Annotated in this window: 17 protein-coding genes, 2 pseudogenes and 3 other annotated features (1 of these 22 running past the window's edge); of the genes and pseudogenes, 10 read left to right on the top strand and 9 right to left on the bottom strand. The window is 34.8% G+C overall.

From position 1 onward, the window contains the following. Window positions 1-96: 96 nt before the first annotated feature. A complete protein-coding gene (locus BPMYX0001_RS09760) occupies window positions 97-762 on the bottom strand; it encodes an HAD family hydrolase (RefSeq protein ID WP_029427374.1) in 666 nt (221 codons plus the stop codon). Window positions 763-996: 234 nt separating this feature from the next. Between BPMYX0001_RS09760 and BPMYX0001_RS09755 the strand changes: the two genes are divergently transcribed. Together BPMYX0001_RS09755 and BPMYX0001_RS09750 are read left to right on the top strand one after the other, a co-directional pair. Then, window positions 997-1,794: a lipid II flippase family protein gene (locus tag BPMYX0001_RS09755; RefSeq protein WP_006094720.1), complete on the top strand. Its 798-nt coding sequence runs from the start codon at window positions 997-999 to the stop codon at window positions 1,792-1,794. A gap of 163 nt (window positions 1,795-1,957) precedes the next feature. Then, window positions 1,958-2,533 (top strand): nucleotidyltransferase family protein, encoded by a 576-nt coding sequence (locus tag BPMYX0001_RS09750; RefSeq protein ID WP_006094719.1) that lies wholly within the window; start codon window positions 1,958-1,960, stop codon window positions 2,531-2,533. Between the two features lie 50 nt (window positions 2,534-2,583). Here BPMYX0001_RS09750 and BPMYX0001_RS09745 read toward each other — a convergent pair whose 3' ends face one another. Then, on the bottom strand, window positions 2,584-3,498 hold the full coding sequence (locus BPMYX0001_RS09745; protein ID WP_006094718.1) for an alpha/beta fold hydrolase: 915 nt from the start codon (window positions 3,496-3,498) through the stop codon (window positions 2,584-2,586). 120 nt (window positions 3,499-3,618) lie between these two features. Beyond that, window positions 3,619-5,397 carry a helix-turn-helix transcriptional regulator gene (locus BPMYX0001_RS09740; protein ID WP_033798844.1) on the bottom strand — a complete coding sequence of 593 codons (1,779 nt, stop codon included), beginning with the start codon at window positions 5,395-5,397 and terminating at the stop codon, window positions 3,619-3,621. A 160-nt stretch (window positions 5,398-5,557) separates the two neighbouring features. On the opposite strand from BPMYX0001_RS09740, the gene BPMYX0001_RS09735 reads away from it, so the two are divergent. Genes BPMYX0001_RS09735 through BPMYX0001_RS09725 form a run of 3 tightly spaced genes read left to right on the top strand, consistent with a single transcriptional unit; the run spans window position 5,558 to window position 8,132 of the window. Next, a complete protein-coding gene (locus tag BPMYX0001_RS09735) occupies window positions 5,558-6,475 on the top strand; it encodes an ABC transporter ATP-binding protein (RefSeq protein ID WP_003197336.1) in 918 nt (305 codons plus the stop codon). Then, window positions 6,468-7,400 (top strand): ABC transporter permease, encoded by a 933-nt coding sequence (locus BPMYX0001_RS09730; protein WP_033798843.1) that lies wholly within the window; start codon window positions 6,468-6,470, stop codon window positions 7,398-7,400. The genes BPMYX0001_RS09735 and BPMYX0001_RS09730 overlap by 8 nt, the downstream gene beginning before the upstream one ends. 30 nt (window positions 7,401-7,430) lie before the next feature. Next, window positions 7,431-8,132: a DUF4097 family beta strand repeat-containing protein gene (locus BPMYX0001_RS09725; RefSeq protein ID WP_006094715.1), complete on the top strand. Its 702-nt coding sequence runs from the start codon at window positions 7,431-7,433 to the stop codon at window positions 8,130-8,132. Between the two features lie 107 nt (window positions 8,133-8,239). On the opposite strand, the gene BPMYX0001_RS09720 is transcribed toward BPMYX0001_RS09725, so the two are convergent. Both BPMYX0001_RS09720 and aspS read right to left on the bottom strand, forming a co-directional pair. Beyond that, window positions 8,240-9,580, bottom strand: coding sequence for a sodium-dependent transporter (locus BPMYX0001_RS09720; protein WP_006094714.1), 1,341 nt, complete (start codon window positions 9,578-9,580; stop codon window positions 8,240-8,242). Window positions 9,581-9,698: 118 nt separating this feature from the next. Next, window positions 9,699-9,948, bottom strand: a binding site (T-box leader). Window positions 9,949-10,112: 164 nt separating this feature from the next. Then, the gene (gene aspS / locus BPMYX0001_RS09715) at window positions 10,113-11,411 is read right to left on the bottom strand and encodes an aspartate--tRNA(Asn) ligase (protein WP_006094713.1); all 1,299 of its coding nucleotides are present in this window, start codon (window positions 11,409-11,411) and stop codon (window positions 10,113-10,115) included. A gap of 105 nt (window positions 11,412-11,516) precedes the next feature. Continuing rightward, window positions 11,517-11,728, bottom strand: a binding site (T-box leader). Between the two features lie 270 nt (window positions 11,729-11,998). On the opposite strand from aspS, the gene BPMYX0001_RS09710 reads away from it, so the two are divergent. Continuing rightward, complete coding sequence (locus BPMYX0001_RS09710) at window positions 11,999-12,478, top strand: hypothetical protein (protein WP_018782117.1); 480 nt, start codon at window positions 11,999-12,001, stop codon at window positions 12,476-12,478. A 317-nt stretch (window positions 12,479-12,795) separates the two neighbouring features. Next, window positions 12,796-14,289: an NAD(P)/FAD-dependent oxidoreductase gene (locus tag BPMYX0001_RS09705; protein WP_006094710.1), complete on the top strand. Its 1,494-nt coding sequence runs from the start codon at window positions 12,796-12,798 to the stop codon at window positions 14,287-14,289. A 116-nt stretch (window positions 14,290-14,405) separates the two neighbouring features. Here the strand turns inward: BPMYX0001_RS09705 and BPMYX0001_RS09700 are convergent, their stop codons facing one another. Then, window positions 14,406-15,914, bottom strand: a complete 1,509-nt coding sequence (locus BPMYX0001_RS09700) for a M36 family metallopeptidase (protein WP_033798842.1) — start codon at window positions 15,912-15,914, stop codon at window positions 14,406-14,408. Window positions 15,915-16,236: 322 nt separating this feature from the next. Between BPMYX0001_RS09700 and BPMYX0001_RS09695 the strand changes: the two genes are divergently transcribed. Both BPMYX0001_RS09695 and BPMYX0001_RS09690 read left to right on the top strand, forming a co-directional pair. Next, the gene (locus tag BPMYX0001_RS09695; RefSeq protein WP_018766453.1) at window positions 16,237-16,833 is read left to right on the top strand and encodes a TetR/AcrR family transcriptional regulator; all 597 of its coding nucleotides are present in this window, start codon (window positions 16,237-16,239) and stop codon (window positions 16,831-16,833) included. Continuing rightward, window positions 16,823-17,908 (top strand): DUF418 domain-containing protein, encoded by a 1,086-nt coding sequence (locus tag BPMYX0001_RS09690; protein WP_033798841.1) that lies wholly within the window; start codon window positions 16,823-16,825, stop codon window positions 17,906-17,908. The genes BPMYX0001_RS09695 and BPMYX0001_RS09690 overlap by 11 nt, the downstream gene beginning before the upstream one ends. Window positions 17,909-17,923: 15 nt before the next feature. Here BPMYX0001_RS09690 and BPMYX0001_RS33925 read toward each other — a convergent pair. Then, window positions 17,924-18,179, bottom strand: a pseudogene (locus BPMYX0001_RS33925) (histidine kinase); the annotation flags it as partial. A 165-nt stretch (window positions 18,180-18,344) separates the two neighbouring features. Beyond that, window positions 18,345-18,575 (bottom strand): hypothetical protein, encoded by a 231-nt coding sequence (locus tag BPMYX0001_RS09685; protein WP_006094706.1) that lies wholly within the window; start codon window positions 18,573-18,575, stop codon window positions 18,345-18,347. A gap of 331 nt (window positions 18,576-18,906) precedes the next feature. On the opposite strand from BPMYX0001_RS09685, the pseudogene BPMYX0001_RS34705 reads away from it, so the two are divergent. Next, a pseudogene (locus tag BPMYX0001_RS34705) lies at window positions 18,907-19,089 on the top strand (hypothetical protein). 304 nt (window positions 19,090-19,393) lie between these two features. Here the strand turns inward: BPMYX0001_RS34705 and ileS are convergent. Next, window positions 19,394-22,495 carry an isoleucine--tRNA ligase gene (ileS, locus tag BPMYX0001_RS09675; protein WP_006094705.1) on the bottom strand — a complete coding sequence of 1,034 codons (3,102 nt, stop codon included), beginning with the start codon at window positions 22,493-22,495 and terminating at the stop codon, window positions 19,394-19,396. Window positions 22,496-22,549: 54 nt separating this feature from the next. Then, window positions 22,550-22,684, bottom strand: a binding site (T-box leader) (it continues 105 nt past the right edge of the window).

Below are 22,684 nucleotides of genomic sequence, written 5' to 3'. Positions count from 1 at the left end.
ATAGCATATTTATTACTATTCTATTACATATGAAAAATCCCTTTAAACGAAAACAATTTAACTATTACTCGTTATAAAGGGATTTGCTTTTTTGTTTTATATTTTAAAAATTCTGTCTTTTGTACAAAAGCTTCGCAACTCTTCGACATGTTTCACAATATGCGTCGCTCCTGCTTCTTTTAATTCTTCTTCACTCCCATATCCATACAATACACCGATAGAGTCAATCCCATTACAATTAGCTCCTATCATGTCATGCTTTCTATCCCCAATCATCACTATCTCTTCTCTTTGCAACTCTGGATTTGTATGCAAAATATATTCAATAATTTCATCTTTCTTTATTCGGGTTCCATCTAAATTACTACCAACAATTTCTTCAAAAAAATGAATCAAGTTAAAGTGTTCTAAAACTTGTTTTGCAAATACAGTGGGTTTTGAAGTTGCAACAAATAATCGTTTCTCTTCATCTTTTAACTTTTGTGAAATATAGGGAATCATCTCATGTACACTATTCTCAAGTAGGCCGCTTCGCTTTAGATATTCACGAAAATATGTAACAGCTTGCTCTACTTGTTTTTCGTCCATTCCGTATCTATCTGCAAACGAATGCTGAATTGGTGAACCAATAAAAGAATCTAGCTCTTTCTGATTCGGTTCATCTATTCCCATTTTTCGCAATGCATATAAAACCGAATTTACAATTCCTTCTTTCGGATCTGTTAATGTTCCATCTAAATCAAATAGAAATGTTGTATACATCCCTGCTTCATACTCTTTTGCACGATTACTATAATATGTATGCATGACACAAATCCCCCTCTAACAGAAAAATCACCATCCTTTCTATATTATCAAAATATTTATTTTGAATATTTATGTTGTTTTTTTTACACATTAGCTTCTTCCCAACAGTCTGAGCCACGAATATATATACTCAAAACTATGTTCTTGTTGTATTATAAGTATAATTTCATAGAAAAATGGTGACCAAAAATGACGAAAACATTAATTTTCATAATGGCTTTCACGATTATCATCCATGCAGTCGAAACAAGTTCTTATAGTATTCGCTTAGCAGGTGTGCGTTTAAAAAAGATTGCTGTTTCCCTATCCGTAGTTGGGTTGGTGTTGCTGGTTTCACGAACATCCAACTTACTGCAAGCTTTTTTACTTGGCGGTATCGTTGATCAGGCCAAGATAGACTCCTCTATTGATTTAGAAAGAGCAATACGTCTCGTTTTATTCACAGCTTCCATCGGTACACTGCTCGCAATTATTCTATATCCGACTTTCACAAAGCTATTTGGGTATGTAATTCAAAACTTTGAAACAGACGGTTCATTCATTCGAATGATGAAAACAAACAATATACAAAAATTGAAGTATACAAAAAAATATGTTCGTTTTCCTAAATTTGAAATGATTCACCGTATGCGAATTGGTGGTATTCCGAAACGAATTATGCTCATTAATATGTTTGCAACCGCCATCTATACTGCAGGTGTCCTTTCTGCTTTGTACGCTTCCTTTTTAAATCCGACTTATGCGACGAATGCCAGTACGGCATCCGGGCTCGTTAATGGATTTGCCACAATCTTATTAACTGTGCTTTTAGATCCGCGCATTGCCCTTTTAACAGAGCGTGCTCTTCAATCAGAAAATGGCGCTGATACAATGGGGAAAATGTTCGGTTGGCTTATGATTTCAAGATTTCTCGGTACATTATTAGCACAGCTCTTATTTGTACCTGGTGCACATTGGATTTTGTGGATTATTAAACTCATGCATTAAATGACCACTACATCATCCTTGATGGTGAGGATCAGTGAATGATACTTCCCACTATGACAGCTCGATTAACAGAAGCAATACTTGATGAAGAGAAAGATATACTATATTCAAAAATTCTTAAATTACTTAAATGAAAAGTTACATTTAACAAGGAGGGGAATGTATGTATATGAAAACAGAACAAGATATTACTAAACTCATACAAAATGATACTTGGATGATGGAAATATTACAGACAGCAAAATCCCTACAATTGCCTGATTGGTGGGTTTGCGCTGGATTTGTTCGTTCTAAAATTTTGGATGTTCTTCATGGATACGAAGTAAGAACTCTAACGCCAGATATAGATATCATCTATTTTGACCCATTACATATAAGTGAATCCACCGAAGAAAAATTAGAAAATAAGCTTAAAAGTATAGATTCTACTATTCCATGGTCAGTGAAAAATCAAGCTCGCATGCATGTAGTCAATAACATGCCACCTTATTCATCTTCAGTCGATGCAATTTCTAAATTCCCAGAAACAGCGACTGCTCTTGGAGTTACATTAGATGACCAAGATAATATTGTATTAACCGCCCCTTGCGGAATAGAAGATGTTCTCACGTTACAGGTGAAGCCAACACCTCATTTCCTCGAAACGAAAGAGCGCACTAATATGTATAAAAAAAGATTACAAAAAAAGAACTGGCAAAGTAAATGGCCTAACATTACAATCTTCCATCCTGAAATTTAAACATGAAGAAAAAAGGTGCTTCTCATTTTTATGAAGCACCTTTTTCTAATTCACTTCAAAAAATCAATTACCGTTTCTGCAAATCGCTCTGCCGCTTCATAATGCGGTGTATGACCACATTCTTCAAAGACTATGACTTTACCATTTTGAGTATCTCTTTGAAATACTTCAATGTGTTTTTCACAAGTTACTACATCGTGTTTTCCTATGATTAGCAACATTGGATTCTCGACATCTTTTAATTTTAATAATAAAGATTGATAAATTTCCCCTTCCTCTTTCAATCTTATAAAATGAATTGCGGAACGCTTATAAAACTCTTCCCATTCTCCCTCACTATATAAACTATAATCCGTTTCATCCTCAACGTAATTATATATTTCCATTCTGTTTTCTTCTAATTCATCACTTAATTTCGAATAAGCTTCTAGCAATTCCTCTGGACTAGCATTACTCTCTGCGATAGCTATACATTCTTTTCCCTGCTGTTCTTTCCCATACTCCATTAACAAAGTTCCTGTCTTTTTTAATAACGCTCTACTAGTTAATGCAAAATCAAAAGTTGGCCCTTCAAAAATAATTTTTTGAATAGATTGTGGGTGCATTTCTGCATATAACAATGCTAGAAACCCACCAAAGGAATGTCCAATAACAGACCATTTTTCAATTTGTAACATCTTCCTTAGCTCTTCGCAGTCTTCGATAAGATCTTGCAATCCAAATGGCTCTTTCTGTCCAATTTCCTCTGAACGTCCTACCCCACGTTGATCAATGGCAATGAGTCGAAAAGAATCTTGTAATCTATGTGCTTGATGATAGGAAAAATCAAAACACATCTCTCCAGGACCTCCATGAAGATACAATACAGGATGCTTCTCTAGTGATCCATGCATCTCCACATACAGCTTTTTCCCGCGTACTTTCACCATTTTACCTTGTAATAGCACCTCTTTTTCTTGTTTCATCTCTTTCTCCTCCTATTTTTTATATTTCGACACCATATACAAATAGGAGGACCACGAATCCGTACATGTTATATATCCGTAACATAATAGTACATTTTCTCATCCTCCATTTTAAATTTTTTATAGAAAAGCTTCATCCAATGCTTTTTTTACAGCTTCTCCCCTTCCTGATACTTGAAGTTTCATATAAATTGAAGAAGCGTAATTTCTTACAGTTCCTTCCGATAAGAATAGCTTTGCTGCAATTTCTTTATAGCGAAGCCCTTCTTTGAGACAACCTAATACGTCCATTTCACGAGGAGTCAATTCATAAGGAGGCTTTTTCGGCATTGAACTATATTCTTTAAATAAGCGAGTCGCCACGTCCTGAGATAGCATTGTCCCACCTAAATGTACTAATCGAATAGCCGCTACTAACTCTTCTGGTTGAACAGATTTAAGTACATATCCCTCTGCTCCCGCTTCAATCGCTTCTGAAACACTAGAAGTTTCTTCAAAAGTTGTGACCATAATTATTTTAGTATCTGGCCACCTATTTTTGATTTTCTTCATTGTTGTAATCCCATTCATCTTAGGCATTTGTATATCCATAATAACAACATTTGGCTGCCTTTCTTCACATTGCTTTAAGGCTTGTGCCCCACTATTCGCAACCGATACGCGAAAACCGTATTTATCCAATAAAAGTTCTAAGCTATCTGAAATGATAGGCTGATCATCTACTACTAATATATGAATCTTATCTTGGGCAAATGATTCTTCTTTATGTAAGGTCGGAATCAAACAAGTCACAATTGTTCCTGTATCCTTAGTGGAATCAATACTCAAATTTCCATGATATTCACTTAGGCGTTCTCTCATTCCCGATAAACCAAAGCCCTCCTGCATAACTTCCATGCCTATACCGTCATCTTGTATTTGAAGCATCACATAATTTTTATGATATTGTAAAAGAACTTGTATCGTTTCTGCTCCCCCATGTCTTGTTGCGTTTGTCATTGCCTCTTGTAAACACCGACAGAAAGTTCTCTTCAGTTTTTTAGCCATTGGATAATATTCTCCAACCGTACGGAAAACAACATGAACATTTGTATTACTCTTAAACTCTTCTATTAAGTTCAATAAAGACACATCTAGATTTGATTCCTCTTGAGGATCCATTTCATGAACCTGTCTTCGAATATTATCTAATGCAGATCGTGATATATCTAATATTTCTTGTAATTTCCCCTCTCCCTCCTTGGTTGCTAGATGTGATCGTAATGTTTCCATACTCAATATAACCGAAGTAAATTTATATCCTATCGTATCATGTAATTCTCTTGCCATTCTATCCCTTTCCTCAAGCAAAGTTATTCTTTCTACTTGGGACGAATATTGTTCTAAAATTGCATTCTTATCTTTAATCAATTTCAGTTTTTTCTTAATAGCATCCATAGAATAAACAACTCTTTGTAGTAAATGACCTACGCCATATATAAAGAGAACATCAAATATACTTAGAAGCAGCTTATTTCGATCAAACCCGAAATTCAAGAAAACTCCCAATACACAGATAATTATCGTTGCAGGTAATGCATAGAAATTTACTTTTCCACGACAAAAAAATGCAAGCGTCAAAATTGCAGGAGATAAAAACTGAGCCAAATGATATGTATATGCAAAATAAAGCGAAAGTCCACCTACTAAGATAATTTCTGTTACTACATATAATTCACTTTGTAATTTATATAATATGACAGGTATGACATAAGACAGAAATGTACTTATAAAAACAATCTCAAGTGGAAAGTTTGGATTATCTTGATATGTCAAAGTAACAATTGCAACAATCCAAGTGATCCGAATAAGTATCATTACCCATTCCTGCCAAAGTAACTTATTTTTTATGTCATTCAACTTTCATATACCCCCTATCAAGATGAATATTATACATATCCCCTATTTTTCCATTTTCATCATAGCAAGGTTATGACACTTTGTCACTGCCTTATATTACATTCTTTTTGCTATGTTAGTAGCCGAAACATGTCACTAATATTAAGGGAGTGAACAAAATATGTGTATTTTAAAAGTACAGAACTTAACTAAGAAAATTGGAAGGCGCACACTCGTTAATCAATTATCATTTGATGCTCGAAAAGGAGAAATTCTTGGTCTTCTAGGCCCAAATGGTGCTGGAAAATCCACTACAATTAAAATGATTGTTGGCTTAATCTCCAAAACCAGTGGAACAGTCACAATTAACAAAAAAGACACAAGCAAAGACTTTAAAGAAGCTATGAAACATATTGGAGTGATTGTTGAGAATCCTGATTTATACAAATTTTTATCTGGCTATGATAACCTCCTTCACTTCTCTAGAATGACACCTAATATTCCAAAAGAACGTTTAGATGTGGTTGTTTCTTTAGTTGGGTTGGAAAAAAGTATTCATAATAAAGTTTCCACTTATTCTTTAGGAATGAAACAGCGGCTTGCTCTTGCAATTGCTTTGGTACACAAACCTGCCCTTCTCATTTTAGATGAACCTACAAATGGATTAGACCCTCAAGGAATTAGAGATTTAAGGTTTCATTTAAAACAACTAGCTACAGACGAAAATGTAGCAATTGTTGTTTCAAGCCATCTAATGGCCGAAATGGAAATGATGTGTGATCGCATCGCTATTATAGACAAAGGAGATTTAATTGGTATACATGATATAAAAGATATTACGAAAGAACAGATACAAGCTGTACAATTTGAAGTAGACCGAACAGACTTAGCAATCCCACTCTTACAAAAATCAGTAATAGGTGAAGAAATCATAACAAATCAAAATGTCATTACGATCAAAATAAGTAAAGAACATATACCTGAAATTTGCGATACATTAGCCAAAAATGGAGTGAATGTTTATGGTGTTCAAACCATTAAAACAACTTTAGAAGACAAATTTATTGAAATGACTGGAGATGAAGTGCACAATGATTAATCTAATAAAAAATGAAAATATGAAAATTTTCAAACGAAAAAGAACTTGGATTATGGTAGGTGTTATGGTTGTATTTATTTTCATTCAATTCCTAAACGTAAAGCTTTCCAGCCAAGTTAATTATGGGGATGACTGGAAGACATCTCTTATTGAAGAAAATGCATTACTTCAAGTTGAAAAAGAATCTCTAAAATTACCTATTGAAAAAATAGAAAATGAAAAAAAACTTTTACTAAATAATTATTACATTGACAGTAATATAAAACCAACAAACAATGCATGGTTCTTTACGATTGGACAAAGTACAAATTTTTTAATAGCTATCTCCATTCTTACACTCATAATAGCTGGTGAAATTGTTGCAAGTGAATTTCAATCCGGTACAATTAAATTTTTATTAACACGAACCGCTACTCGCACACAAATATATTTTTCTAAATATATTTCTACTTTATTATTTGGATTTTTCTTAATCGTAATGACGTTCCTTCTTTCCATTCTATTTAGTGGCATTCTTTTAGGCTTTGATGGAATAAATGGTGAATACTTATTTGTCAAAGATCATGCCGTTCAAAAAACAAGCTTCCTTCAGGCACTAATTGGTAGCTTATTATTTAAGATTCCTTACTTAATTATTGTTGCAACTTTAGCATTTATGATTTCAGCGGCGTTTAAAAGCACTACATTCTCTATCGTATTTTCTCTTTTAGTAGCAATTGCAGGTTTTGTCATGAGTATCTCATTAAAAGGTTTCAGCTGGACAAAATATTTCATCTTCTCTCATACGGATTTATCAAGTTTCGTATATGAGAATCCCCCTGTAGAGGGCATGACTTTCAGTTTTTCTATACTATTTATCTTAATTCATATATTCATCATGCATGGAATTGCATACCCCATATTCGTAAAAAAAGATGTCGCTTAAATTTTTTATTAAAGACTGGAGGAAAATACATTGAAAAAAAGATGGATTAAATTCTGTATATTAATAACTCTTATACTTACTGGTTGTTCAAATTCCGAAAGTAAAACAAAAGAACAACAACTGGAGCTATCCGCTACTGATGTTAAAACGTTAACATTAGATAACCGTAACGGCAATATTGATATTTCAACAAATCCTAAATCAGATAAAATAGAGGCTTCTATTACTGCAAAGGCTAAAGGTATCAGCATGGATAAATTAAAACTAGGTCTTTCAGCCAAAAATGGAATTGCAACTTTAAACACTTCTTTTGATGGACAATTTTTTAGCAATAGCGAAACTTGGGTTGATGTCAAACTATCATTACCTAAAAACATAAAAGTTGAATTTAAAAAGACTCATAGAGACGGCGATATCAAAGTCTCTAACCTCGATTCAGATATAAATATACTTAATGTCAACGGTAATATTGACATTTCCAACGTTAATGGAACTGTAAGTGTAACAAATAGAGATGGAAATGTAGATATTGTGCATACAAAGTCTGACATTAATCTTGATAATAACAACGGAAAAGTTGTTATTAAGGATATAAAAGGATCTATAAGAGCCAAAATTGGTGATGGTTCAGCCGCTATCAATAATATTGAAAAGAATGTTACCATCTTAGGTGCTAAAAGCGATAAAATAAAAGTAAATAATGTTAAAGGGAAAATAACTTTTAATAAATAAAATTGATTTACTTATACAGGATAAAAACCAACCGCATTTTTTAATAATTCGGTTGGTTTTTTCCTTAAATACACCTTAATAATTTCCGAATATTCAATTATTTAATTTCAAATAATCCCAATCACATTCAAAAAGACAATGACAATCGCAATCGGAGCGACAAATCGAAGCAAGAATACCCAGCAAGTGAACAATGCTTTCCCGTAATTACCGCCAACAAAAAATTCTGCTTCTAATACCTTTTTCTCCATTTTAAATGAGACGAAAATACTAATAAACAAAGCTCCAAGTGGCATTAAAATATTACTAGATAAAAAGTCTACCGCATCAAAAATATTTTTACCAAAGATTGTAATATCATTCCATACACCAAATGAAAGTGCAGATGGGATACCAACTAAGAAAATTAAAAATCCAATGATCCATGACAATTTCTTTCTTCTTTCCTGCTGTCCATTCGCTAGTGCTGAAACAACCGTTTCAAGTAGTGAAAACGCAGATGTTAACGTTGCAAATGTGAATAGTGCAAGAAATACTGTTAAGAAAAAGCTACCAAATGGAATTTGACTAAAAACTGAAGGTAACACAATAAATAGTAACCCTGGTCCTTCTGTCGGTTCCATTCCTAGTGAAAATACTGCTGGGAAAATAGCTAGACCAGCGAATAAAGAAACAAATAAGTTTAGTCCAACAATTGTTACCGCTGAGCGTGGCAAACTTTCTTTTTTATTTAAATAAGAACTATACGTGACCATGATGGATATCCCAATGCTAATAGCAAAGAATGATTGCCCCATTGCAAACAAAATACTTTCAGATGTGATTTTTGAGAAATCAGGCTGTAAGAAGAATTTGACTCCTTTCATCGCATCATCAAGTGTTAAGGAGCGTACAATAAGAGCAACAAACAGAACGAACAATGCTGGTAACATATATTTACTCGCTTTTTCGATTCCATTTTGTACCCCTTTTGATACAACCCAAATCGTAATAAACATAAAAGCAAAATGGCCAACAATTGCCCAAACCGGATCCCCAATTGTTTCTGTAAATAGTGAACTATAATTTTGCTGCGGTGTAATCAGTTGTCCAGTTATCCCTCTGAATAAATAGATTAATACCCAGCCACCAACAACACTATAAAATGATAACAAAATAAAACAAGTTCCAACGCCAAGACGTCCAATCCAATGCCAGCCTGTATTTGGTGCGATACTTTTAAATGCTCCGATTGCTTGTTTTTGTGTACTGCGCCCTATCATAAATTCAGCTATCAATAACGGAAGACCTATTAATACCGTAAACAATATAAAGATTAAAAAGAATGCTCCTCCCCCGCTCTTTCCAGCAATATAAGGAAACTTCCATATTGCTCCAAGCCCAATTGCAGATCCTGCTGCAGCCATTATAAATCCTAATTTCGAAGTCCACTGCTCCGTCTGTTTCATCCTATTTTCCTCCTAATTACATCTTTTTATATTAATAAATAAATATTATTAACCAATCCAAATAAACCCTCCATTTCTTCCTATATATAATAAAAAAATGGCCCAGCATCTCTTTATATAAAGAGACGCTAAGCCATTTACTTAACGCGGTACCACCCTTATTGATTCCATTATGAATCCACCTTAGCAGTAATCGTTTGATTACAAACCTGTTATCGAAGGTTAACCGTTAAGATTTACTAAGAATTAGACTTCTGTTCCACCTTACTGCTCCTAGGCGAGTTCAGGATGTCATTTGACTATGTCACACCAACCCATAGCTCTCTGTACAAACACATGACCTTACTACTCCTATTCAACGCACTCTAATATTCTGAATATAATTTCTTTTGAAATTACTACGAATTATATCGGTTATATTTATGACTGTCAAGTAAGTTATTTATTTTTTTGTCGAAAGAAAGAAACTTAACTGTACAAATTTCTATCACTAAAAAAGAATCTTCGCAACAAGCGCGAAGATTCTTTTTCTTTATGGCACGAGACGCGTACAATCTCTCGGAAATGCACTCGCTTCTCTCACATTTGATAGTTCTAAAAACTTATATACAAGCCTTTCTAACCCAATCCCAAAACCACCATGAGGCGGACATCCATATCGGAATGTATTAATATAAGACTCGAAGTTTTCTGGCTGTAACCCTTTTTCTTTAAAAGAAGCAAGTAACATACGATACTCATGAATTCGCTGCGCACCTGATGTAATCTCTAATCCTTTATATAATAAGTCAAAAGAATCCGTAACAGCTTGATTTTCTTTATTCGGCATCGTGTACATCGGTCTCGCTTCTTTCGGATAATGTGTGATAAAGACAAAATCACTACCGTATGTTTCCTTCACATATTTTCCAACTAGTTTTTCCCCTTCTGTATCTAAGTCGCCTGCTGGTGATTCTTTTCGGTACTTTGTTTTTAAAATGCTCTGCGCCTCTGCAAGTGTAATCTTTGGAATTTCTGTAATTATAGGAACCGTAACTTGCAAGAGCACTAATTCTTTTTCACATTTCTGTCCTACTTGTTCAAACATATAACGTAAAACATCTGCCTCTAATGCCATCACTTCATAAAAGTCTTCAATAAAACCCATCTCTACATCTAATGATATATATTCATTCAAATGACGAGAAGAGTTATGATGCTCAGCTCGATAAACAGGAGCAATTTCAAAAACAAGTTCAAAACCACCTGCTACCATCATCTGTTTATAAAACTGAGGAGATTGAGCTAAATATGCCTCTTTCTGAAAATAAGGGAGTTTAAAAACATTCGCTCCCCCTTCTGCTCCTTGAGAAACGATTTTCGGCGTAAATATACGTGTGAAATCGTTCTCTATTAAAAATTCACTAAATGCCTGTACGAGCGTAGATTGAATCGTAAAAATGGCTTGTATCCGTTCATGCCGAATCGATATGACGCGCTCATTCAACATTTGATCTAAACCAACTTGCAGCTTTCTTTTATTCACTTCAAAAGGAAGTGGCTCAGCAGTATTTAACACTTTTACTTCTTCTACAAGCAGTTCCACACCTAATTCTGTTTTTGTGGTTTCCACAAGTTCGCCAATAATTTGAACAACACTTTCTACGTCTACTTTATATCCCGCTAATTCTTTTTCTAACACGCATTGAATAACACCTGTTCGGTCACGTAATAATAAAAAACTGATATTCCCCAAATGCCGAATTTTTTTCACCCAACCTTGTAGTAAAACCACCTTTTTACTACATGTTTTACATTCACGAACGAGTGACCGCTTCATTGATTGATCCATTATTGTTTCCTCCTATATTTTCATATTTATTTACATTATTGTTATCATCATCATCATCCACGGCCACTCACCTCCTTTCAAAGAATACAAAAATCCGCCCCTATAAATAGGGACGGATTTTTCCGCGGTACCACCCAAATTGTCATACTGACCATCTTAAACCTGATAACGGTAGGTACCATTTGCTTTTACTAACCTTCACGTTCAAAGCAACGCTCACAGATGTCTTTCCATCATGCGGTATCGCAATCTTTTCAGCAGTTGATTGCTCTCTGGAGACCCTTACATCATGTACTTTTCCTGTTCACCACTTTTTATATTTACAGAGTATTCTATTCCTTTAAAAGAGAAAATGCAAGGTGTTTTTTCATTATTTTCTGATTTTAATTTCAAATTCATTCTGAAACAATTTCTTCTAATGTCATTCCTCTCGAATCTTTCACTAAAACAACATCAGTTTGATTTGCCACTTCTTCAAGTTCTTTTGCATCATGACTTCCCCTCCCACTCAGAAAGAAACTATTTCATTACATAACAATTTGTTTTCCTAGGCATATTATTAGTAAATTTCTTCTGGAGGTCTATACATGAGAAAAATTATAAGTTTCTTACTCTTACTATTATGCATGATAATGACAAATCAAGCATACGCCTATTCCCCACAATCATTACCCATCTCACAGAATTCAAAACAATGGAAAGTACATATTGACGAAGTAAAGAAAACAGACAAAAACATGTTACAACCTAAAAAAGATGTTTTTCACACGTATCACTTCTCAGTACAAAACATTGGAAAAGATGAAGTATATAACGTACAAGTGGAAGTATTCCGAAATGAACCAAACACGGAAACAAAATATGAACTCTTTTCTTTAAAAGAAGCTCGATTAGCAAGTGGGAAAACAGGGTTTGAACATGCAAATTTTCCTGTTTCCGTAAAAACAAACGAGGTAGATGTCATGATTACATGGCAAGAACATCCTTTCCGTGCAATGCGAAATGGTCAAAAAGTTGAGGGAAGAAAGTTTAAAGAGCATTTTGTTTTTAAGGAATCTCAAAAATAAAATTCTTCTACAAGATTAGAAAAGATTTCTTGCAATAATCATATCTGTATCTTCAAACTTATAAAACAAATATATTAAATGGAAAATTGCGTTGGTCTTTCTAAAAAATATTAGGAAAGAATGACGCTTTTTTGTATCATTCTTTTTCCCTTTAAAAACTCTAACTACCTTTCAACTTCCTAGCGTGGCTCCATTAAATGACCTTAATGCAGAATATTCAATTTAGCAAGCAGGAAAAACCTCAGTCAATCGCTAATAACCAGTGTGGAATGAAAAATACTGATTAAAATTCACCTGATAAATGGAGGTTGAAAATTATGACTCATACCAACTATGCACTAACAACAGGAAAAACAGAACGAGCAATTATCATTGGGGGTGGTATTGGAGGGTTACTAACTGCAAGAGTACTTTCTACCTACTATAAAGAAGTGCTTATAGTCGATAAAGATACTTTTCCAGAAAGACCTGACAACCGTCCTGGTACTCCACAAGCCTTCCATCCACATCGTTTTACCCAGCGTGGTAAATTAATTACAGAACGACTCTTTCCAGGCTATGAAAATGATTTAGCAGCACAAGGTGCACCCTCAGTACTAAATAAAACCATCCATAACATGAATCAATATGGCACGATAGAAATGCAATATCCACGGAATGATGTCAAATTCAGTAGAGCTTTGCTTGAATGGACACTTCGTAAACAAGTACAAAAAATTTCTAATATTAGTTTTCTCACAAATCATAACGTAATTGGTTTATTAATGACGGTTGGTCAAACAACTGTTACAGGAGTCCAAGTCTCAGAACGCGGAAAATCTGAACAAGTACGAACACTAAATGCTGATTTGATAGTTGATGCTAGTGGTCGTTCCTCTAAACTCGTAAATTGGCTTCAAGATCAGGGTTATGATGTGCCAGATTCAGATCGCTTGAAAGTCTCCCTTGGATATAGTACTCGCCGCTATAAGGTTCCCTCCCACCTACTACATCTCACAGAAAAATGGGACACAATCACTATTGCAGGGCAGCCAACTAAAGAAACTTTTACAGGCGTCTTTTCCTTTATTGAAAATAATATAGCCGAAGTGCTAATCTATCGTCCTGGTGGACATTATCCTCCTACAAATGCCGAAGAGTTTGAGCAGGCTATTTCCCAGCTCCCAAGTCCGATAATTGGCGAAATTTTGCACGAGTTTGAACCAATATCCTCTCCTCGGAGTTATCGTGTTCCAGAACTGTTTCGTCATCACTTTGAACAAATGGATCGATGGCCCTCTGGATTGTTAGTCTTGGGAGACGCATTCTGTATTTACGATCCAATTTTCGGTCAAGGAATGACCGTTGCTGCAATTGAAGTAGAAGTACTCGAGTCTTGCTTGCAAGAACAACAACATAACCCTATCCCTCATTTCGAACAAAGAGTTCTCAAAAAAATGCAAGATGTAATCGAACCAGCTTGGTGGCTCAATTGTGCTACTGATTTGCAGTGGAAAGGTGTCGAATATGTGAGTTCACAGCAATTGAAAGGGATTTCTTTTGGCCAAAAATATATGGATTTATTTCTTAAATATGCCACAACCGAGCGTGATTTCAAATTATACGGAATGTATTGGGCAGTAAACTCATTAGCAATCTCACCACATACTATATTTGATCCACAGCTAGTAACTACCATTCTCACTTCATCTACTGAAGGACAGCGCTTCCTTGATGAACTCTTGCTAGCCCATGGTCAATCATTAGATGTAGTATTAAATCAAATTGTACCTACTTTCTCTCAGACAGCCTTTGCGTCAGTAAATCAATAAATCTGGAAAACTCCTAGATGACTGGATAGGTAATTTTTGATAGTAAATACAAATAATAAAGAAACCCCGGCATAATCGGTGTTATGCCAGGGTTTCTTTATTATTCATTCATATTCTTAATTTGTACTAATTCCTCTTGCCGTCCAAATCCGATCAATTTCCGCCGCGTGTTGTCCACCATATAGAAGAGCATCTGCTTGTTTAATCGCTTTTGCCCCATCACGGAATTTAGCATTTGGCGTTAATGACCAGTGCGATTGTAAAATGATTTTTGTGGCTACATCACGGCCAAAGGATTGTGCCATTTCATACTCTCCTTGGGACCAAATTTCTCCGTCTGCATGTACTTCATTTTGCACATCTCTTGGGTACACCTTATTATTATCTAATCGACGCAAACATGTTGGATTTGAACTTGAATAAGAAGTCGCATCCCATTCTCCTACACATGCTTTTCCATATCCTGTAGTTGATGTAGCATCTTCATAAGTTGCACCTAAGAAATCTCCAAATCCCTCTCCCATCGCCCCACCTTCTGGAGAACTACCAAAGCCCGGAACTTGATTATCTTGAATCGAATGCCCATATTCATGTGCGATGATTCCTGCATCTTCAGCATCATCTACTCCACCAGTTCCAAATGTTAAATCTTTTGTTGACGGGGAATAGAAAGAATTATCATCTCTCGTTCCGTTCACATTTACTTTAATAGAGCGATTGTTAATGTTCTTAAATCCTATTTGCTGGATATAACGTTGTAAAGTATCGATATGATAATATGCCATTACATCTTCAAAACTATCATTTGAACGTGTGTAATTAAATTGAAGAGTTGAAGATTTTGTTTTTGCCTTTGAAGAAATTGTGACATAATCTCCAACTAAAAAGCCTGTTCCATTTAAGCCTTTTAAAGTAACTGTTTTTAATTGATTATTTAATGCTGCTGAATCTGCATCATTATTATCCTTTAATCCAGTTACACTACCACTTGTTACGACAGGATTCGGCAAAAACACTTTCCCTGTTCCCTCCGCTTTACGATTTATATCTACCTTTTTTAGTAGTTTTCCATTTTCAGCGTCAATGAATGTTTCCCATGCACCAAATGGTTGATTGGAGTGAACTACAACTCGGTATACAGGAATGGCAACTCCCTCTTCAATGATATACCCGAATTCTTTCATTGTTGGAGCCCATAAATTTTGTTCACTTTCTCCACCAACATATACCTTTGATTTTTGCTCTGCATCTTTTTCACTAATTTTTTGCTTTATTTCTTTCACATTTTGAACAGGCTGATAATCAGAAACAGCAAGTACCCCTTGTCCTTTTCCATTAAGAGTCACGGTTATTTGTTTTGAAAATACAGGGGAACCATTTACTACTTGTTGAAATCTAACATATGAAGCTACCTGTGTATCAGTAGTTGAAATATACTGTAAGTCTGATAGATCTGTCTTTAATGAATATTGCGCGGCATTCGCTTTTAAATATTCGGCTGCTTTTTCCTGAGGAGAATACCTGTCTATCTTAACTTGTTTCTCTTCTACCGCTGAAACAACCGATACTGTACCTAACACTAACGGTATTGCTGTAGCAATTGCTACCATCCTTTTTTTGAACATTAGAATCACTCTCCACTCTCTTAATAAATTTTGAATGTACGAGTAATTCTATAAGATCAATTATATTACCTTTATCTTTTTTATATTAATACAGAAAGTAATATTTTCTCAATATTTGTGTATCAAAATGATAAATACTTTCGAAAGATATTATTCGCTATGGATATTAAGCAGAAATGTTTGTTTTTAATTAGACATTTACCAATCGTAACTCATATGGTGGCAATAAAAAAACGGGCTATTTTTTTACCTAACGATAGGTTGAAAATTGTTTTAATGCATGCTATTCTGAATATGATCTTACATGTTAGGAGGCTCAATTATGAGTAAAAGTGAGGAAACCCTTTCTGCAATAATCGAGGCAAGCTATCGTTTATTCGCAGAGCACGGAATCGCTAAGACCACATACACAATGATTGCCGAGGAAGTCGGAATCGCAAAACCATCTATTTATTATTACTTCAAATCTAAAGATGCGTTAATCGAAGGCTTATTTGATGAGCTATGTCAGGCAGTTCAATTTTCAACCTTCTTTAAGACTGATGAATTTACAAAAAACAATTTTATTGAAAAATGTATTGAAATTGGTTTAAACATAATCGATGAACAAGATAAAGATCCTTATTTTAACCGTGTCCTACAAGAATACTTGTTACTTGCATCTAGAAATAACAATTATAATGAACGGCTCCTTTCCATACAAAGAGAATATTTAAAGGGATTTGAAGCACTTCTTACTAAAGCAAATTCATTGCAACTTATTGAGGATGATAACCTGACAGCCAAAGCTCATATGCTCGCATTGGTGCTTGATAATATCGGGAATTTCATGATGTTTGATACAAACATGGATTATAAACAAATATGGATTGAAGCTGTGCATAGCATATTTAAAGGACGTGTTTCCCATGGAAATTAAAAGAAGAATTATTGGATTAGATTTTGCTAGAGCATGGGCTATGTTTGGAATGCTAATTGTTAATTTCATGGTTATAACCGGGGCTGAAGGTAATGGCCCTCCATGGTTAATAGCCTTTATGTCACTATTTGAGGGTCGCGCTTCTGCTCTATTTGTCATACTTGCAGGTATAGGAATCTCCCTTATGACTAAATCATCCGTTCCTAGTAGTAATCCAATTAAAATTATGGCTAGTCGAAAAATGATTTGGAAGCGATCGTTGTTCTTATTTGTATTAGGCTTATTGTTGTACACAATCGACTGGGCAGGTGATATATTACACTACTACGGCGTGTATCTCTTTATTGCAGCCTTCTTCATTACAATAAATAAAAAGATATTGCTTTGGTTATCGATACTCATTTTACTCATTGCACAATACCTCCAATTAACCTTTAATGCCTTTGAAGGCTGGGGAGGCCCCATTCCTTTTATAAACTATATAGATTTCTGGTCAGTAAAAGGATTCCTCCGTAATTTATTCTTTAACGGCTACCACCCTATTTTCCCATGGTTCTCGTTCTTCTTAGTTGGTATGCTGATTGGACGAATGGATCTTCATAATAATAAAATTAGAAAAAAACTATTAATAATCAGCCTAATCATTTCAACAACTGCTGAATTGTTGTCAAAAGTATTGACTCATTTTTTCATCCCCTATATCGGAAAAGAATCCTCTACCTTTTTATTTAATACAGGACCTATTTTACCAAACATTTTATACATCTTATCTGCCACCGGATCTGCTTTAATAATCTTGATTCTTTGCTTATTTATTACTGAGAGGTATGAAAAAAATTGGTTTATTGGGGCCATCGTTAAAACCGGACAATTAACTTTAACTCATTATGTAAGTCACGTCATTTTAGGCATCGGAACATTGATCCTTTTACACAGACTTGAAAATCAATCTTTATCTTTCGTATTAATATTTGCCATTTGTTTCTTCATTTTTAGTATATTATTTAGTATTTTATGGAGAAATAAATTTTCTAGAGGACCTATAGAGTGGATTATGAGAAAAATCACTGGATAAGTTATTAATTTATCACTCTATTTTTCCATATATAGGGGAATACTGTATAACATTATGTAATAAATTACTGATAACACATACTATTTTACATGGCATAATCCAAAGTTGAGATAATGTATTGGAGACTTACACTTTTAACTCGATACGTTTGTCCGTTAATAAGACCGAATGAGCTTCTAATACCTCTTAACAGAGCTCTGTCCGCATGTGTTAAACTTGGATGAAAAGCTCCTTGTCCACTTTCTAACTTTGAAAGATCAAATAAATTGTTGTATTTCTTTTAAATAATAATAGTTAATTCATGCTTGATTTGAATAAGCATCTCAATAGTAATGAGATGCTTTGTTTTTGTCTGAGGAAATCATCAGTTTCTTTATTCATAACGTTCCTAAAATCGCTTCTGTATGATTGACTGACAGATGTTCCATGATGTTAATTAATATTGTTTAACGTCATTTGGTCGATTACAATCCATCTTTTTCTTCTCAGCTTCTTCTATATTCCATTCATCTCCCCAAAAAAGTGTAACTGTATCTTCAGCTTGCAAATTTTGATAAGCGTCTACTCTCTCTGTAACCCCATTATCAATTATATTTAACTCATCATTTAAGTTAATTATTGAAGGTTCAAATTCCTTTTCTGAATCATTTCGTTTATTAGTAGTCATACAACATCTCTCCTGTATAATGAAATACTTACCATACACAACGATAGTATTTCTATTTTATGTAGGCTTATACCTTTACGAACACTTGATTACGTATCTGTATGAATTATTTAAGGGCGCAACATATTTGTACCAGAGCCACTAATCGTATAGTATACATGTACTTTCAGATAGATAAGCAATGTTTATGTACACATAAAAAAGGAAGAGAATTTTTATAATTCTCTTCCTTTTTAAGTAGGGAAACTTTCATGTTCTTTAGTTATTCAGTTCATCGAAAAATGCTGTAGAATTTACCCTTTCTATTATAACAATATAAAATATAAATAATTTGAAATATTACATATTGAAATGTATTTATATTGTTATAAGTACTTTCTATAATAATGGTATAAACATTTAACACATCTTACAAGAAAGAGGAGGAAATAATATGGAAATCGCAATGGCAGTTTTGAAATTTGTAGGTGGAGTACTTCCATTAGTTCAAGAACTTTTAAAAGCATTTTTGTAAGTTTATCATTCAGCAATTATTTATAAGGATTATCATACTTTTGTTTTATAAGGTAAAATAGCATTTTTGTTTAAATTTATACACAGTTTATATACAATTCAGACACATTTAACATGATGAGTTTCTGAAAATTGGTGGTAATATTAACTTGTTGAAAACGACATGTTTCGACAAATACAAATAACCCTCTTTACCCCTGAATCCCTGCCCGACATTCCGCAGGGATTCTTGTAATTTTTTACGCTCCATTCTCAAGTTACTTTTATAAAAAATTCGAACTTTCCATCTATATCCTATTTTTCATTTAGCTAGCTGGACTCAGTTTAATACGAACCTTTTTCTCACCTAAAGAAATTTCATCCTCTTCTTGTGACAATGCTTTAAACGTAAATTGTTTTACTAATAAATTTTCTTCTAATAAATCTTTATGCTTTGTTAGAGTGTTTTGTAATTCATCCTCTGTATCCAAAATAACATCTACTCGTAAATTAACTGGTAAATTCAATTGTTTTCGATACTCTTGAACAGCTCGAATAAATTCTCGCGCCACTCCTTCTTGTAATAGTTCATCTGTCACATTCGTATCTAACATTACCGTATATTGTCCATTTGTAGTATTAGAAAACCCTACTTTGGGTACTTGTTCTACTAATACATCTTCAAGCGTTACAACAACTTCTTCCCTAGATACAAGCTTACACAATGCTTTTTCAGTCGAAACAAAGTTTTGTACTTCTTCTTGCGATAATTGTTTTAGCCATTGATTTACAGCGTTAACGTTCTTCCCGAACTTCGGTCCTGCAGTCTTAAAATCGAGCTTTAATTGGTACGATGTATACTGTGTTTCATCTAATTCTACATGAAATGCTTTTACGTTCAGTTCATCCATAACAATATCACGATAGGATTCCCAGTCCACTTTCTGCTCATGGTGCTCAAGTAATACAAGCTCTGCTAATGGTTGCTTCACTTTTAATCCATGCTGATTTCGGTTGCTACGTCCCATCTCAACAACTTGTAAAACGGCATTCATTTCTTGCTCTAACTTGGTTTGAATAAGCTTTTCATCCGCTGTTGGATAATCTGTTAAATGAACACTATTTCCTTCTAAGTTAAGATGAATATCTTCCGCGACAAATGGAGTAAACGGAGCAAGTAATTTACTAAGCGTAACAAGCACTTCATGAAGCGTTTCATATGCAGCTGCCTTTTCAGGATTCATGCCAGACTCCCAAAAACGATTGCGCGAACGTCTTACATACCAGTTACTAACCTCATCTACAAGAACCGCAATTTCACGCGCTGCATTTGTAAATTGATACTCGTCTAATGCATTTCTTACTTGTTTCACTGTACTATGAAGACGTGATAATACCCACTCATCTAATTTCGTCCGCTTGACCTCATACTTTTCTTTTGGATTGTATTTATCTAAGTTTGTATATAAAACATAGAAGCTATATACATTCACAAGTGTATCTACTAGTTTTGACTTCGCCTCTTGCACAGTTCTTTCAGAAAAACGCTTTGCATTCCAAGGTGCACTATCAACAAGAAGTGCCCATCTTAATGCATCTGCACCAAATTTCTCGACTAATTCTACTGGATCTAATGCATTCCCTTTACTTTTAGACATTTTCTGTCCTTGTTCATCTAACACATGCCCAAGAGATAATACACGTTTATATGGTACTTTTCCGGTATATAAAGCCGCTACTGCTAATAAACTATAAAACCAACCACGCGTTTGATCGACACCTTCAGCGATTACATCAGCTGGAAATTGTTCCTCAAAAAGCTCTTTATTTTCAAACGGATAATGATACTGTGCAAATGGCATCGAACCGCTATCAAACCAAACGTCGATTACTTCTGGCGTACGAGTCATCGAACTACCACATTTTTCACAGCATACCTTCACTTCATCTACATACGGTTTATGCAGTTCTAAATTTTCTGCTGTATGCCCTACGCTATGTTTTCTTAATTCATCGATGCTCTTCGGTGCAAATTGATGATCACAGTTTTTGCATTCCCATACGTTTAACGGTGTTCCCCAGTATCGTTTTCGGCTAATATTCCAGTCCACCATATTCTCTAAAAACTTTCCAAATCGCCCATGTTTCATATGATCTGGATACCATGTGACTGCATCATTATTCTTTAAGAATGTCTCTCTGATCTCAGTTGTCCGAATGAACCAGCTTTCTCCAGCATAATACAAGAGTGGTGAATCACAGCGCCAGCAATGCGGATAACTATGTTCATATTTTTCTTTAGAGTATAACAATCCTTCCTGCGCTAAGTAACGAACAATATCAACATCACATTCTTTCACAAACTTCCCTTGTAAAAATGGAACAGCTTCCGTATACTTACCTTGTTCATCCACAACATGAAGGAATGATAATCCTTGATTCTGTACAACTTTATAATCATCTTCTCCATACGCTGGTGCGATATGAACAAGCCCCGTACCACTATCTCCCGTAACAAAGTCTGCCGAAATAACACGATAGCCATTCGTAACTTCATCCATAGGAAATGGTGCTGCATATGAAGTACCTACTAATTCTTCTCCTTTATGGGTAGACAATACTTGATAATCTTCTTTTAATACATTGCTTGCCAGCTCTTTTGCAACAATATAAACCGAATCAGCTTGCTGTGCTTTCACATACTCCATATCTGGATGTACAGCAAGTGCTACATTGGCTGGAAGAGTCCATGGCGTTGTTGTCCATCCAAGAAAGTATTCATTTTGACTATGCAATACTTTAAACTTTACCGTTGCACTTAAATCTTTTACTGTTTTATATCCTTGCGCTACTTCATGTGAACTAAGTGATGTTTGACAACTTGGACAGTATGGCGAAACTCGATGTCCTTTATATAGCAGCCCTTTTTCATGAATAGTCCCAAGAATATGCCATACACTCTCGATATAAGGATTTTCCAAAGTTACGTACGGGGCTTCCATATCGACCCAATATCCAATGCTCTCAGTAAATTCACGCCACTGCTTCTCATACGTAAATACACTTTCTTTACATTTTTGAATAAATGGTACAATTCCGTACTCTTCAATCTCATGTTTACCAGAAATACCAAGCTGTTTTTCAACTCCCAATTCTACCGGTAATCCGTGTGTATCCCATCCAGCTTTTCGAAGTACTTTATATCCAGTCATTGTTTTATATCTCGCTACTAAATCTTTAATCGTCCGTCCGAGCGCATGCCCCACGTGTGGCAGTCCATTTGCAGTTGGTGGCCCCTCATAAAAAACGAAAGATTGTGCACCTTCACGATTTCGAATGGATTGTTCAAAGATATTCTGCTTATTCCACTGCTTGCGAATTCGTGTTTCTCTCCCTACAGCTGATTCTTTTACATTTACCTTCTCCATTTACAATCACTCCTTTGAAAATTTGTAAAAGCACACAAAAAACCCGTCCCTATAAATAGGGACGGGTTTACCCGCGTTACCACCCTAATTCTATTAGCATCTTAACTAATAGCACTTAGCAACGTACTAACATACGCGTTCTTTGTAACGGTAGACATCCGTCCGAGCTTACTTTATTCAGCCACGGCT

This window comes from Bacillus pseudomycoides DSM 12442 (assembly GCF_000161455.1).
In the GTDB taxonomy this organism is placed as follows: Bacteria; Bacillota; Bacilli; order Bacillales; family Bacillaceae_G; genus Bacillus_A; species Bacillus_A pseudomycoides.
Note: the sequence above shows the minus strand (reverse complement) of the source record. Positions and strands in the feature narration are given on the sequence as shown.